The sequence below is a fragment of the Pseudomonas sp. GW821-FHT09H03 genome (genome assembly GCF_059415945.1).
Window position 1 is genome coordinate 185848 of record NZ_JBWKOF010000005.1, and the last position, 13817, is coordinate 199664.

Here is a 13817-nt window from a genome sequence, read left to right on the forward strand (position 1 = left end):
CAACACACAGTTGCACAATTGGAAACCCGATCCATGAAAATACCGACCACCCGCTGGTTATCAAGAGCCGCCTCACTGCTGCTCTGCCTGCTGTTCTGGCAACTCGCCGCCAGCCATCACTGGAACCTCGGCCTGGTGACCTTCGCCAATGTACCGGCACCGCTGGCGGTGATTGAAGCCGCGCTGGGCCTCGGCGACTCCGGCAAGCTCGGCCAACACCTGAGCAGCAGCCTCGGCCGGGTCTTCGCCGGTTACCTCGCCGCGCTGTTCATCGGTATCACCCTGGGCCTGGCCATCGGCCGCTCGAAATGGGCCGAAGATTTGCTGCTGCCGCCTTTGGAGGTCCTGCGTCCGATCCCGGCGGTGGCCTGGATTCCCCTGGCGATCCTGATGTTTCCCTCGTCGGAATTGTCGATGGTGTTCATCACCTTCACCGGCGCCTTGTTCCCGATCCTGCTCAACACCGTGCACGGCGTCGAAGGTGTCGATCCGCGATTGATCGCTTCGGCCAGAAGCCTCGGGGCAGGGCGCCGGGCGATCCTGCTCGAAGTGATTCTGCCCGGTGCCGCACCGAGCATCATCACTGGCCTTGCCATCGGCATGGGCACGTCGTGGTTTTGCCTGGTGACGGCGGAAATGATCTCCGGCCAGTACGGCATCGGCTACTACACCTGGGAGTCCTACACCATCCAGAACTACGCCGACATCGTGGTTGGCATGTTGTTGATCGGCGTCCTGGGGATGGGCAGCAGCCTGTTGATCAAGCGTCTGGGCGGACTGTTCACGCCCTGGCATCGACCACGAGGAAAAGCCTGATGAGCGTTTTTCAACATCCTGAAGGCCGCATCGACATCCGTGGCTTGTCGATCAGCCTGGGCGAGGGCAGCGCGGCTTTCGAAGCCGTGCAGGGTCTCGACTGCCAGATCGAACCCGGCCAGTTCGTGTGCATTCTCGGGCCGTCCGGTTGCGGAAAATCCACCTTGCTCGGCGCACTGGCCGGTCATCTGCAACCGCGTACCGGCACCCTTGACGTTGATGGCGCCCCGGTATCCGGCCCATCGCCCCAGCGCGGCATGGTGTTCCAGCAACACACGCTATTCCCCTGGCGCACGGTGCGCGACAACGTCGCTTTCGGTCTGAAAATGCGTGGCATCGGCAAGGCCGAGCGACACAAGGCTGCCGACGAAATCCTCGCGCTGGTGGGGCTCGCACGCTTTGCCGAACGCTGGCCGAACCAGCTCTCCGGTGGCATGCAGCAACGGGTGGAAATCGCCCGGGTGCTGGTCAATCGACCGCGGCTGTTGCTGATGGACGAGCCCTTCGGTGCCCTTGATGCGCTGACGCGCTTGAACATGCAGGAACTGCTGCTGGATATCTGGACCCGCATCCGCACCACCGTGGTATTCGTCACCCACGACATCGATGAGGCGCTGTTCCTCGCCGACCGGCTGCTGGTGATGAGTACGCGACCGGGGCGGATCATCGAGGACCTGCGCCTCGACTTCCCGCGCCCGCGTACCACTGAGCTGGTGACAAGCCATGAGTTTTCCCGCTTGAAACGCCACTGCCTCGAACTGCTGCGTCACGAAGACGGGCGGCAATTGCCACGCCTGAACCCTCTCGGACTGCCTCCTGAAAACAAACTGCCGCGATTTGCCCTATGACCTCACTATTCGATGTAACCGACAACGACGACATTCTTGCCCTGCAACCGCGCCTGACCGATGCCGACCCCGGCGTACGCCGGATCGCGCTGATCGAACTGGCTGACCTGGAGGAACCGGACGGCCTGTTGTGGCTGGTTGACCGGCTGGCTGACGACCCGACCGAAGAGGTGCGTGCCGAAGCCGCACGGTTGCTCGAGGCCTGGGAGGATCAACCGGTGGTCGAGGCGCTGTGCCAGGCGCTGACCGATCCATCGGCAACGGTGCAGGCCGCCGCTGCGCAAAGTCTCAGTCTGCTCAAGAGCGAAGCGGCAGGGCGGGTGATCCTGCCGTGGACCGGGCATGCCGACAGAGGCGTACGCATCGCCGCGTTCAGGGCGTTGCGCGAGTTGCGCTATCCAGAAGCGGCTTCGGCGGCGCTGCTGGCGTTGGGAGATCAGGACGCCAATGTCCGCCGTGAAGCGGTTGGTGTACTGGGCTGGCTCAAACAACTGGATGCCTTGCCGGCCCTGGCGCGACTGGCCAGCGACGACCCGGACAGCGAAGTGCGCCGCGCCGCCACTGGTGCACTTGGCCTGGCGTCCGACTCACAGGTGCTGCCGGCCCTGCGCCAGGCGTTGCAGGATCAGGCCTGGCAAGTGCGCGAGGAGGCCGCCACCACACTCGGAAAGGTCGGACACGTCGACGCCGGCCCGGCCCTCGTCGAAGCCCTGAGCGACGATTACTGGCAAGTGCGCCTGCGCGCCACCCGCAGCCTCGGCCGCCTGCGCTACGTGCCGGCCCTCGACGGGCTGATCGAAACCCTCGGCCATCGCATCAGCAACCTGCGCAAGGAAGCCGCGCTGGCACTGGGCGAACTCGATGATCGAGGCGCCATCCCGGCGCTGCGGGCCGCGCAAGACGACGGCGACCCGGAAGTGCGCAAGGCGGTGCGCATCGCCTTGAGTCAGTTGCAATGAATCCGCTCTCGGCAGGTAACTCCCAGAGCAAACAGCAGCTGCGCCTGAACTGGCCCGATGGCCGCGAGCAGTTGCTCGATCATGCCGAATTGCGCCGCCAGTGCCCATGTTCCCAGTGCCGGGCGTTTCGTCTGCGGGGGATGACGCCGATGGTCGATGCCCGGGTGCGGGTGGTTGAGTTGAATCCGCAGGGCTATGGCTTGCAGCTGGTGTTCAGTGATGGGCATGAGCGGGGGATTTATCCGTGGGCGTATCTGGCAGAACTGTGATGCATACAAAGGGCTGCCGCAGGCTGCGATCTTTTGACTTTGATTTTAAAGAACAAGATCAAAGATCGCAGCCTTGCTCCTACAAGTCCTTGCCAGAAAAACGCCAAAAGAGTACAAATGTACTCCATGACGACTCTGACTCCCCGCCGTACCGCCATCCTGACCTTTATCCGCGATCGCATCGCCGAGCATGGCCAGCCCCCCAGCCTCGCTGAAATCAGCGAGGCGTTCGGTTTTGCCTCTCGCAGCGTGGCGCGCAAGCATGTGCTGGCGCTGACCGAGGCCGGTTTCATCGAGGTCAATCCCCATCAGGCCCGGGGCATTCGCCTGCTCGGGCAGCCGCCACGCCCCGAGTTGCTGGACATTCCGGTGCTCGGCCGGGTCGCGGCGGGTGCGCCGATCGGTGCCGATGCCGAGGTGCACAGCCGTCTGTTGCTTGATCCGGCGATTTTCTCGCGGGCGCCGGACTACATGCTGCGGGTCCGGGGTGATTCGATGATCGGGGACGGTATTCTCGACGGCGACCTGGTGGGCGTACACCGCAACCCCGAGGCGCTCAACGGCCAGATCGTGGTGGCGCGGCTCGACGGTGAGGTCACCATCAAGCGTTTCGAACGGGTCGGTGACGTCGTGCGGCTGCTGCCGCGCAACCCGGCCTACCAGCCGATCATCGTCGAAGCCGGTCAGGACCTGGCCATCGAAGGGGTGTTCTGCGGCTTGGTGAGGCAAGGCTGATGGGGGCCGTCGTTGCGCTGGATACGCTGTTCAATGGCGGCCAGGTCTGGAGGGGTCGACCTGCGCCGCCCACGGCCAGCCCGCAACCCACCGGGCATGCCGCGCTGGATGCGGCGTTGCCCACCGGTGGCTGGCCCGAGGCTGCGCTGAGCGAGATCCTCCTGGCCGGGCAGGGCGTGGGTGAGCTGCAACTGCTGTGGCCAGCATTGGCGCGGTTGTCGGCGGCGGGCGAGCGTATCGTGCTGGTGGCACCGCCCTATGTGCCGTATCCCCAGGCGTGGCACAACGCCGGGGTTGATCTGCGCCAGCTGTCGATCATCCAGGCCAGCGAGCGCGATGCCCTGTGGGCCGCGGAACAATGCCTGCGTTCGGGCAGTTGCGGTGCCGTGCTGTGCTGGCCGCACAAGGCCGATGACCGCGCCTTGCGCCGCTTGCAGGTGGCTGCGGAAACCGGCCAGACCCTGGCATTCGCCTATCGCCCCCTCAGTGAAGCGATCAACCCTTCGCCCGCGGCCCTGCGCATCGCCATCGATGCCAGGCCGGCGCAATTGCGCGTGCTCAAGTGTCGGGGCGGCCTGGCCCGTGCGACGCCGATTGCCTTTCCCGTGGGGCATTGAGGTTGCCATGCGCTGGGTGTGCATTCTCTTCCCGCAATTGGCGCTGGACGCGGTACTGCGTCAGCGCGCCGATCCCGATGAACCGCTGGCGTTGCTGACCGGTCCGGCCCAGCGCCGGGTATTGCAGGCGGTCAATGGCCCGGCCCGGGCACTGGGCTTGCGCCCCGGCCAGTCCATGAGCGCCGCGCAGGCCTTGAGCAAGGGCTTTGCCACGGCTGAATACGACGCCGCCGAAATCGAGCGCTGGCAGCAGTTCCTCGCCGCCTGGGCCTATCGCTTCAGCTCCCAGGTCAGCGTGCATTACCCGCGAGCCGTGGTGTTCGAGATCGAGTCCAGCCTGGGCTTGTTCGGCACCTGGGCACAATTCGAAGTGCGCTTGCGCCACGAACTCGACGAACTGGGTTTTCGCCACCGCATTGTCGCCGCACCCAACCCGGTGGCGGCGCGAGTGCTGGCCAACGCCTATGACGGTCTGGTAGTGCCTGACGACCAGGCCTTGCAGCATCACCTGGGGCAATTGCCCGTCGACCGGATCGGCCTTGCGCCGCAGGTCGCCACCGCTTTGTCACGCATGGGCCTGCGCACCTTGAGTCAGGTGCAGGCGCTGCCCCGGCACAGCCTGGCCCGGCGTTTCGAGGCCCCGGTGCTCAAGCACCTGGACGCCTTGCTCGGTATGCGGCGACTGGCGCTGGCGTTCTACCTGCCACCGGACCGCTTCGATGTGCGCATCGAACTCAACTTCGATGTGCAGTCCCATCAGGCCCTGCTGTTCCCGCTGCGCCGCCTGACCGGCGACCTGTCGGCGTTTCTGTGCGGGCGCGACAGCGGCGTGCAGCGGTTTGACCTGCACCTGGAGCATGCCGGGTTGCCGGACACGCTGATCAAGGTCGGCCTGCTCAGCGCCGAACGTGACCCGGCGATGCTGTTTGAACTGGCCCGGGGCCGGCTGGAGCAAGTCCAGGTCGAGGCCCCGGTGCGGGGTTTTCGCCTGCGCGCCGAAGACTTGCCGACCTTCGTGCCCCAGCATCAGGAACTGTTCGACGATCGTCCTCAGCAGTCCTTGCCATGGGAACAACTGCGCGAACGCCTGCGCGCACGGCTGGGCGATGACGCCGTGCATGGTCTGCGTTTCCAGGCCGATCACCGCCCTGAATGCGCGTGGCAGGCCCGTGCCGACAGCCAGCCCTGTGCCGGGCTCGGCGCCGTGAAGCGGCCGGGCTGGCTGCTGGCTGAACCCCTGGCCGTGCACCAGGGTTCGGCGCGCATCCTCATGGGGCCGGAACGTATAGAGTCCGGCTGGTGGGACGGTGATGACGTGCGCCGCGACTATTACCTGATCGAAACCCGTGCCGGCCAGCAAGGCTGGGCCTATCGGGCGGTCGGTGAGGACGGCCCGCTGTGGCTGCAGGGCTGGTTTGCATGAGCCGCGAATATGCCGAGCTGCACTGCCTGTCGAATTTCAGTTTCCAGCGCGGTGCGTCCAGCGCCCTGGAACTGTTCCAACAGGCGAAAAAGCAGGGTTATCAAGCCCTGGCAATCAGCGATGAATGCACCCTGGCGGGCATCGTGCGCGCCTGGCAGGCGGCGAAGTCGGTGGAGCTGGCGCTGATCATCGGCAGTGAAGTACGGATCGAGAACGGCCCGAAACTGGTGCTGCTGGCGGAGAGCCTCGAGGGTTATCAGGCGCTGTGCCGGTTGATCACCCGCGCCCGGCGCCGGACACAGAAGGGCCAGTACCAGGTTCTGCGCGAAGACTTCAGCGAAGCGCTGCCGGGGCTGCTGGCGCTGTGGGTACCGGACGCGGTCGATGCCTTCGAGCAAGGTCGCTGGTTGCAACAGGTGTTCGGCGACCGCCTGTGGCTGGCGGTGCAGTTGCATCGCGGCCAGGACGACAGCCAGCGCCTGAGTGATTTGCTGAACCTGGCCAGTGAACTGCGCATACCAGCAGTGGCGAGCGGCGACGTGCACATGCATGTCCGTGGACGACGTGCCCTGCAGGACACCATGACCGCAATCCGCCATCACCTGCCGGTGGCCGATGCCGGGTTGCGCCTGCACCCCAATGGCGAGCGTCATCTGCGCAGTCTTGACGTCCTGCATGAGCTTTATCCGCAAGCCTTGCTCGAGGAAACGCTGAACATCGCCCGGCGCTGCACCTTCGACCTCGCTCAGTTGCGCTATCAATATCCCCGGGAACTGGTGCCGCAAGGCCAAAGTGCCGCGTCCTGGCTACGCGAGTTGACCGAGCGCGGCATTCGCCAGCGCTGGCCCGAAGGCGCCAGCGACAAGGTACGCGCGCTGATTGATAAGGAACTGGGGCTGATCGCCGAACTGGGGTATGAAAGTTATTTCCTCACCGTTCAGGACATCGTCGCTTTCGCCCGGCGCGAGAAGATTCTCTGTCAGGGCCGGGGCTCGGCGGCCAACTCGGCGGTGTGTTTTGCCTTGGGCATCACCGAGATCGACCCCGAGCGGATGAACATGCTGTTTGAGCGTTTTCTCTCCAAAGAGCGCAACGAGCCGCCGGATATCGATGTGGACTTCGAGCACGAGCGCCGCGAAGAGGTCTTGCAGTACGTATTCCAGCGTTACGGCCGGACCCGTGCCGCGCTGACGGCTGTGGTCAGCACCTACCACGCCGCCGGTGCGGTGCGCGATGTGGCCAAGGCCCTGGGCTTGCCCCCGGACCAGATCAATGCCCTGGCCGATTGCTGCGGTCACTGGAGCGATGAAGCGCCGCCCGTGGAGCGCCTGCGCGAAGGCGGCTTCGATCCCGAAAGCCCGGTGTTGCGCCGGGTATTGAGCCTGACCCGACAACTGATCGGTTTCCCCCGGCACCTGTCCCAGCACCCTGGTGGCTTCGTGATTTCCGAGCAGCCGCTGGACCATCTCGTACCGGTGGAAAACGCCGCCATGGCCGAGCGCACCATCATTCAGTGGGACAAGGACGATCTCGATGCGGTCGGGCTGCTCAAGGTCGATATCCTCGCCTTGGGCATGCTCAGCGCGATACGTCGCTGCTTTGATCTGTTGCGCCGCCATCGCAACCGCGACCTGAGCCTGGCGACAGTACCCTCCGAAGACTCGCAGACCTACGACATGATTGGCCGTGCCGATACCGTCGGCGTGTTCCAGATCGAATCCCGGGCCCAGATGTCGATGCTGCCCAGGCTCAAGCCACGCACGTTCTATGACCTGGTGATCGAGGTGGCCATCGTCCGCCCCGGACCTATCCAGGGCGGCATGGTGCATCCGTACCTGCGTCGGCGAAACAAGGAGGAACTCGAAAGCTACCCCTCCGAAGAGTTGCGCGAGGTGTTGAAACGCACCCTGGGTGTCCCGCTGTTTCAGGAACAGGTCATGCAGATCGCTATCGTCGCCGCCGACTACAGCCCCGGCGAGGCCGATCAGTTGCGCCGTTCCATGGCGGCGTGGAAGCGCCATGGCGGGCTCGAACCGCACAAGGATCGGCTGACCGCCGGCATGAAGAAAAAGGGCTACACGGCGGAATTCGCCGCGCAGATTTTCGAGCAGATCAAGGGCTTTGGCAGCTATGGTTTTCCCGAGTCCCACGCCGCCAGTTTCGCCTTGCTGACCTACGCCAGTTGCTGGTTGAAGTGCCATGAGCCGGCGGCCTTTGCCTGTGCGCTGATCAACAGCTGGCCCATGGGTTTCTACAGCCCTGACCAGATTCTGCAGGACGCGCGTCGCCACCATTTGCAGGTGCGCCCGGTGGATGTGCGCGCCAGCGACTGGGATTGCAGCCTGGAGCCGATGGTCGGCGCGCAGCCGGCGATTCGCCTGGGCTTGCGCATGATCAAGGGTTTTCGCGAGGACGATGCCCTGCGCATTGAGGCGGCGCGTGCCCAAGGCGCATTTGCCGACGTCGCCGACCTCGGTGAACGGGCTTGCCTGGATGCCCGTGCCCGCGAGCTGCTGGCCGATGCCGGGGCGTTGCGTGGCCTGGCCGGGGACCGGCACAGGGCGCGCTGGGAGGTGGCGGGGGTGCACAGGCAGCTCGGTTTGTTTGCCGGCCTGCCGAGTCAGGAAGAGGACGCGGTGGCGTTGCCCAAGCCCACTGTTGGCGAGGACCTGCTGGCCGATTACAACAGCGTCGGCACCACCCTGGGGCCGCATCCGCTGGCGTTGCTGCGCGCTGAACTCAAAGCCCTGCGTTGTCGCAGTTCGAAGGAACTGCTGGAGGTCGAGCACGGCCGCCCGGTCAGCGTTGCCGGGCTGGTGACAGGTCGGCAACGGCCCAGCACCGCCAGTGGCGTGACCTTCGTCACCCTGGAGGACGAGTTCGGCAACGTCAACGTGGTGGTCTGGCGCGACCTCGCCGAGCGCCAGCGCAAAGCCCTGGTCGGCTCGCAGTTGCTCAAGGTCGATGGACGCTGGGAGAAGGAGGGCGAGGTGCGGCATTTGATTGCCGGGCGCTTGAGCGACCTGAGCCCGTTACTGGATGGCATCAGCGTGCGCAGCCGGGACTTCCGCTGACCTTGTGGCAAAGCCAGTGCCCACAGGAAGTCCTTAATATTCGCGCAACCCTCGAACCTGGTGTGAATCAGCTATACCTCTATGAAACGAATTGCGTGCGCGACGCTCGAATCAAACGGGTGTGGATGACCGGGATAAAGCAACCGATGCAGTTTCTAGAAGATAGCCACGGGTGTGCCGGCTGGAGCGGCGAAATGGCTGGGCGCATTCGTGCGTTCGACTGGAGCCGGACCGAGCTGGGAAAGCTCGATAGCTGGTCGAAAAGCCTGAACAGCGCGGTGCAGATGATGCTTGCGTCACCGCTGCCGATGGTGATGCTCTGGGGGCGGTCCGGGTACATGATCTACAACGACGCCTATTCAAAGTTCGCCGGTGGCCGTCATCCTTATCTGTTGGGTTCGCCGGTAGAGCTGGGTTGGCCGGAAGTCGCCGAATTCAACCGCCATGTGGTTGATACCTGCCTGGCGGGCGGCACCTTGTCCTATCGCAATAAAGAATTGGTGCTGCTGCGTGCCGGGGTGCCGGAAGAAGTGTGGATGGACCTCTACTACAGCCCGGTCTCCGATGACCAGGGGTATCCGGCCGGGGTCATGGCCATGGTGGTGGAGACCACTGAACGGGTGATTTCCGAACGGCGCCGCCAGGCGGCCGAAGACGCCTATCGCGCCGACAATGAACGGGTGCGCCTGGCGCTCAATGCCGGGGCCTTGCTCGGTTCGTTCGTCTGGGACATCAAGGCCAATCTCTTGTCCGGTGATGAGCGATTCGTGCGCACGTTCTCCTACCCACCCGGGCAAGACCTGGCCAACCTGTCCCAGGAAGTCGCCGATGCGCGGATCCATCCGGACGACCGCAACTGGGTTCAGGAGCGGGTCAAGCTGTCGGTTGATACCGGCGAACCCTACAATGTGGAATACCGCATTCAGCGCCCGGACGGCAGTTATCTCTGGGTACTCGCCAGTGGCTGTTGCGAGTTCAACGAGCAGGGCGAAGCGTTTCGTTTTCCCGGCGTACTTATTGATATTCATGAACGCAAGATCGCCGAAGAATCCCTGCTCAGGTTCACCCGTAATCTTGAACAGCGAGTGGCCAATGAGGTCGAGGCCCGCCTGACGGCGGAAGAGCAATTGCGTCAGTCGCAGAAGCTCGAAGCCATCGGCGGCTTGACCGGTGGCGTGGCCCATGACTTCAACAATCTGTTGCAGGTAATCGCTGGCAACCTGCACCTGTTGGCGCGCCATGAACCCGACAACGCCAATGTGCAGCGCCGGGTCGCGGCATCGATTGCCGCGGTGGAGCGCGGGGCCAAGCTGTCCTCGCAACTGCTCGCGTTCGCCCGGCGCCAGCCATTGTCGCCAGCCGTGTTTACGCTGCGGCAGATTTTCGATGGCCTGGCAGAGCTGTTGCAACGTGCATTGGGCGAAACCCTTCAGGTGCATATGAGCGCTCCGAAGGCGCCATGGCAGGTGTTTGTCGATCGCAATCAGCTGGAAAACGCCATCCTCAACCTGGCCATCAATGCCCGGGACGCCATGCACGGTGAAGGAACGATCAATCTTTGTACCGAAAACATCACCCTGGACCGCGAGTTCTGCACCGGCAAAGGCATCGTCGCCGGGGACTACGTGCGCGTGTCAATTGCCGACAGCGGTGTCGGCATGGCGCCGCAGGTACTGGCCCAGGCGTTCGAGCCTTTCTTCACTACCAAAGCCGACGGTCAGGGTACCGGGTTGGGTTTGAGCATGGTCTTCGGTTTCGTCAAGCAGAGCGGCGGGCATATCGAGATTGCCAGCGAGGTCGGGCAGGGCACCCGGGTGCAAATGTATTTCCCCCGCACCTTGCGTCTGGCTGCAAGTGACGCGCCGAACCCCAACGTAGAGCAACGGGGCGGGCATGAGCGCATCCTGGTAGTCGAGGACAATGACGCGGTGCGGGCGTCGGTGGTCGAGTTACTGCGCGATGAAGGTTATGAGATCCTGACGGCTACCCATGCTGATGCCGCCATGCAAATCTTGCTGGAAGGTGCGCAGGTAGACCTGATTTTCACCGACGTGGTCATGCCCGGCCTGATCAAGAGTCCGGAGCTGGCCGCCTGGGCGAAAGTGCAGGAGCCACCGGTGGCGGTGCTGTTTACCTCCGGGCATACCCGCGACATCATCTCGCGCAACCATCAGCTCAGCCCGGATACCCACTTGCTGAGCAAACCTTATAGCCCTGAAGCACTGACACAGATGATCCGTACAGTGCTCAAAGGTTGACCACGATCGAAATGTGGGAGCGGGCTTGCTCGCGAAGGCGCAGTGTCATTCAACACTCATAGTGACTGATACACCGCCTTCGCGAGCAAGCCCGCTCCCACATTATGATCGTGTTCTTTCAGTTTCCAACAAGGCGATTCGATGACTTCCAAACGTACCGGCAACTCTCTCTCCGGCATGGTCAGGGTGCGCGGCGCCCGGGAACACAACCTCAAGAATGTCGATGTGGATATCCCCCGCGATGCCCTGGTGGTGTTCACCGGGGTATCCGGCTCGGGGAAGTCGTCACTGGCGTTCTCGACCCTGTATGCCGAAGCGCAACGCCGCTATTTCGAATCCGTGGCGCCTTACGCGCGGCGCCTGATCGATCAGGTCGGCGTGCCGGATGTGGATTCCATTGAGGGGTTGCCGCCGGCAGTGGCCTTGCAGCAACAACGAGGCACGCCGAGCACGCGTTCTTCGGTGGGCAGCGTGACGACCTTGTCGAGCCTGATCCGCATGCTGTACTCCCGGGCTGGCAGTTACCCGCCGGGACAGCCGATGCTGTATGCCGAAGACTTTTCGCCAAACACCCCGCAAGGCGCCTGCCCGCAATGCCACGGCCTGGGCCGGGTGTATGAAGTCACCGAGGCGCTGATGGTCCCGGACCCGAGCCTGACCATACGCCAGCGTGCCGTTGCTTCCTGGCCCCTGGCCTGGCAGGGCCAGAACCTGCGCGACATTCTGGTGACCATGGGCTACGACGTCGATATTCCCTGGCGCGACCTGCCGAAAAAACAGCGCGACTGGATACTCTTCACCGAAGAAACCCCGACGGTGCCAGTCTACGCCGGGCTTACACCGCAGGAGACCCGAGTCGCCCTCAAGCGCAAAATGGAGCCCAGCTACCAAGGCACGTTCACCGGCGCGCGGCGGTACATCCTGCACACCTTCAGCCACTCCCAGAGTGCGTTGATGAAGAAGCGAGTCGCGCAGTTCATGCTCGGCAGTCCCTGCCCGTTGTGCGATGGCAAACGCCTCAAGCGCGAGGCGCTGTCGGTGACCTTTGCCGGCTACGACATCGGCGAACTGGCACAAATGCCGTTGCTGCAGGTCGCGCAAGTCCTCAGGCCGGTGGCGGCCGAGGATTATCCTGAACAGGGCGATGAGACGGGCGAAGTCTTGACTCACAGCCAGACCCGCGAGGCCCGTGAACAGCGCGTGGCCCACGGGGCCAGTGGTCACGCCAACGCCCCGGATGTGCGCCACACGCCGAACCTGTCCGTGGAAAAACGCCTGGCCGCGCAACGCATCGCCCAGGACTTGCTGGAGCGGGTCAGCACCCTGACCGATCTTGGCCTCGGTTACCTGGCCCTGGAACGCAGCACGCCGACCTTGTCGTCCGGCGAGTTGCAGCGCCTGCGCCTGGCAACGCAATTGGGTTCGCAGTTGTTCGGGGTGATTTACGTGCTGGACGAGCCTTCGGCCGGCCTGCACCCGGCGGATGGCGAAGCGTTGTTCGAAGCCCTGCAACGCCTGAAAGCGGCGGGCAATACCCTGTTCGTGGTCGAGCATGACCTGGAAACCATGCGTCGCGCCGACTGGTTGATCGATGTCGGTCCGGCGGCAGGCGAGAAGGGTGGACGGGTGCTGTACAGCGGCCCGCCGGCCGGGCTGGCGGATGTGCCGGACTCGCAGACCCGCGATTATCTGTTCGCCGGACAGCGCAGCCAATCGGCGAGCAATCGCAAGCCCGGCGACTGGCTGCGCCTGGAAGGTGTCACCCGCAATAACCTGAACAACCTCAGCGTCGAATTCCCCCTTGGCTGTTTTACCGCAGTGACCGGTGTGTCGGGCTCGGGGAAATCGAGTCTGGTCAGCCAGGCATTGCTGGAGCTGGTCGGCAGCCATCTCGGGCGCCCGGCGAGCGAGAGCGAAGCGCAGGAGTTGAGTCTGGAAGACGATTCGCCGCAAGTCAGTGGTGGCCAGGTCACTGGCGGGCTGGCGTCGATCAAGCGCCTGGTCCAGGTCGACCAGAAACCCATAGGCCGTACGCCGCGCTCCAACCTTGCGACCTACACCGGGCTGTTCGACAACGTGCGCAAGCTGTATGCCGCCACAGCCGAGGCGCAGGCGGCGGGCTATGACGCCGGACAGTTTTCCTTCAACGTCGCCAAGGGGCGCTGCGCGCCCTGTGAAGGCGAGGGCTTTGTCAGCGTCGAGTTGTTGTTCATGCCCAGCGTCTATGCGCCATGCCCGACCTGTCACGGTGCCCGTTATAACCCCCAGACCCTGGCGATCAGTTGGCAGGGACGCAACATTGCCCAGGTGTTGCAGTTGACGGTGGACGAAGCGGTCGAGGTGTTCGCCGAGCAGGCGTCCATACGTCGATCGCTGGAGGTGCTGCGCGATATCGGCCTGGGTTACCTGCGTCTTGGTCAGCCGGCGACCGAGTTGTCGGGTGGTGAGGCCCAGCGCATCAAACTGGCCACCGAACTGCAACGCAATCAGCGCGGGGCGACGCTATACGTGCTCGACGAACCCACCACCGGCTTGCACCCTCGCGACGTCGACCGGTTGCTGGAACAGCTCAATACGCTGGTGACGGCGGGTCACACGGTGATTGTCGTCGAACATGAAATGCGCGTGGTGGCGCAGAGTGACTGGGTGATCGACATTGGCCCGGGCGCGGGGGATCAGGGTGGCAGGGTGGTGGTCGCCGGAACTCCGCAGAAAGTCGCCAAAAGCAAGAAGAGCCGCACGGCGCCGTTTTTGGCCAAGGCTCTTGAACTGGCTTGAAATGGAGGTGTTCTTCCTCACCTCATCGTCGGAACGCCGT

At 64.0% G+C, this 13817-nt stretch carries 10 protein-coding genes; all 10 read left to right on the forward strand.

Annotated features, from left to right (window positions below; all coding sequences use genetic code 11):
* Nucleotides 1-33 precede the first annotated feature (33 nt).
* The 10 genes from AC07OG_RS09145 to AC07OG_RS09190 all read left to right on the forward strand — a co-directional run bounded on the left by AC07OG_RS09145 (nucleotide 34) and on the right by AC07OG_RS09190 (nucleotide 13777).
* Complete coding sequence (locus AC07OG_RS09145) at nucleotides 34-816, forward strand: ABC transporter permease (protein ID WP_060540583.1); 783 nt, start codon at nucleotides 34-36, stop codon at nucleotides 814-816.
* Nucleotides 816-1664 carry an ABC transporter ATP-binding protein gene (locus AC07OG_RS09150; protein ID WP_495066824.1) on the forward strand — a complete coding sequence of 283 codons (849 nt, stop codon included), beginning with the start codon at nucleotides 816-818 and terminating at the stop codon, nucleotides 1662-1664. Before AC07OG_RS09145 ends, AC07OG_RS09150 begins: the two co-directional genes overlap by 1 nt.
* Complete coding sequence (locus AC07OG_RS09155; protein WP_495066825.1) at nucleotides 1661-2623, forward strand: HEAT repeat domain-containing protein; 963 nt, start codon at nucleotides 1661-1663, stop codon at nucleotides 2621-2623. Before AC07OG_RS09150 ends, AC07OG_RS09155 begins: the two co-directional genes overlap by 4 nt.
* The gene (locus tag AC07OG_RS09160; protein WP_495066826.1) at nucleotides 2620-2892 is read left to right on the forward strand and encodes a DUF971 domain-containing protein; all 273 of its coding nucleotides are present in this window, start codon (nucleotides 2620-2622) and stop codon (nucleotides 2890-2892) included. The genes AC07OG_RS09155 and AC07OG_RS09160 overlap by 4 nt, the downstream gene beginning before the upstream one ends.
* Nucleotides 2893-3009: 117 nt before the next feature.
* Nucleotides 3010-3627 carry a transcriptional repressor LexA gene (gene lexA, locus AC07OG_RS09165; protein WP_060540587.1) on the forward strand — a complete coding sequence of 206 codons (618 nt, stop codon included), beginning with the start codon at nucleotides 3010-3012 and terminating at the stop codon, nucleotides 3625-3627.
* Nucleotides 3627-4244 carry a translesion DNA synthesis-associated protein ImuA gene (gene imuA / locus AC07OG_RS09170; RefSeq protein ID WP_218423222.1) on the forward strand — a complete coding sequence of 206 codons (618 nt, stop codon included), beginning with the start codon at nucleotides 3627-3629 and terminating at the stop codon, nucleotides 4242-4244. Before lexA ends, imuA begins: the two co-directional genes overlap by 1 nt.
* 7 nt (nucleotides 4245-4251) lie before the next feature.
* Nucleotides 4252-5667, forward strand: a complete 1416-nt coding sequence (locus AC07OG_RS09175) for a Y-family DNA polymerase (protein WP_495066827.1) — start codon at nucleotides 4252-4254, stop codon at nucleotides 5665-5667.
* Nucleotides 5643-8741, forward strand: coding sequence for an error-prone DNA polymerase (locus tag AC07OG_RS09180; RefSeq protein ID WP_201782591.1), 3099 nt, complete (start codon nucleotides 5643-5645; stop codon nucleotides 8739-8741). Before AC07OG_RS09175 ends, AC07OG_RS09180 begins: the two co-directional genes overlap by 25 nt.
* 146 nt (nucleotides 8742-8887) lie before the next feature.
* Nucleotides 8888-10999 carry a hybrid sensor histidine kinase/response regulator gene (locus tag AC07OG_RS09185; RefSeq protein WP_495066828.1) on the forward strand — a complete coding sequence of 704 codons (2112 nt, stop codon included), beginning with the start codon at nucleotides 8888-8890 and terminating at the stop codon, nucleotides 10997-10999.
* Between the two features lie 141 nt (nucleotides 11000-11140).
* Complete coding sequence (locus AC07OG_RS09190; RefSeq protein ID WP_495066829.1) at nucleotides 11141-13777, forward strand: excinuclease ABC subunit UvrA; 2637 nt, start codon at nucleotides 11141-11143, stop codon at nucleotides 13775-13777.
* Nucleotides 13778-13817 lie beyond the last annotated feature (40 nt).

Excerpts from the sequence above, each read along its gene's own strand:
- AC07OG_RS09185 (WP_495066828.1), top strand. The coding sequence starts at position 8,888 with ATGCAGTTTCTAGAAGATAGCCACGGGTGTGCCGGCTGGAGCGGCGAA.
- AC07OG_RS09160 (WP_495066826.1), top strand. The coding sequence starts at position 2,620 with ATGAATCCGCTCTCGGCAGGTAACTCCCAGAGCAAACAGCAGCTGCGC.
- imuA (WP_218423222.1), top strand. The coding sequence starts at position 3,627 with ATGGGGGCCGTCGTTGCGCTGGATACGCTGTTCAATGGCGGCCAGGTC.
- AC07OG_RS09155 (WP_495066825.1), top strand. The coding sequence starts at position 1,661 with ATGACCTCACTATTCGATGTAACCGACAACGACGACATTCTTGCCCTG.
- AC07OG_RS09145 (WP_060540583.1), top strand. The coding sequence starts at position 34 with ATGAAAATACCGACCACCCGCTGGTTATCAAGAGCCGCCTCACTGCTG.
- AC07OG_RS09150 (WP_495066824.1), top strand. The coding sequence starts at position 816 with ATGAGCGTTTTTCAACATCCTGAAGGCCGCATCGACATCCGTGGCTTG.
- lexA (WP_060540587.1), top strand. The coding sequence starts at position 3,010 with ATGTACTCCATGACGACTCTGACTCCCCGCCGTACCGCCATCCTGACC.
- AC07OG_RS09190 (WP_495066829.1), top strand. The coding sequence starts at position 11,141 with ATGACTTCCAAACGTACCGGCAACTCTCTCTCCGGCATGGTCAGGGTG.
- AC07OG_RS09175 (WP_495066827.1), top strand. The coding sequence starts at position 4,252 with ATGCGCTGGGTGTGCATTCTCTTCCCGCAATTGGCGCTGGACGCGGTA.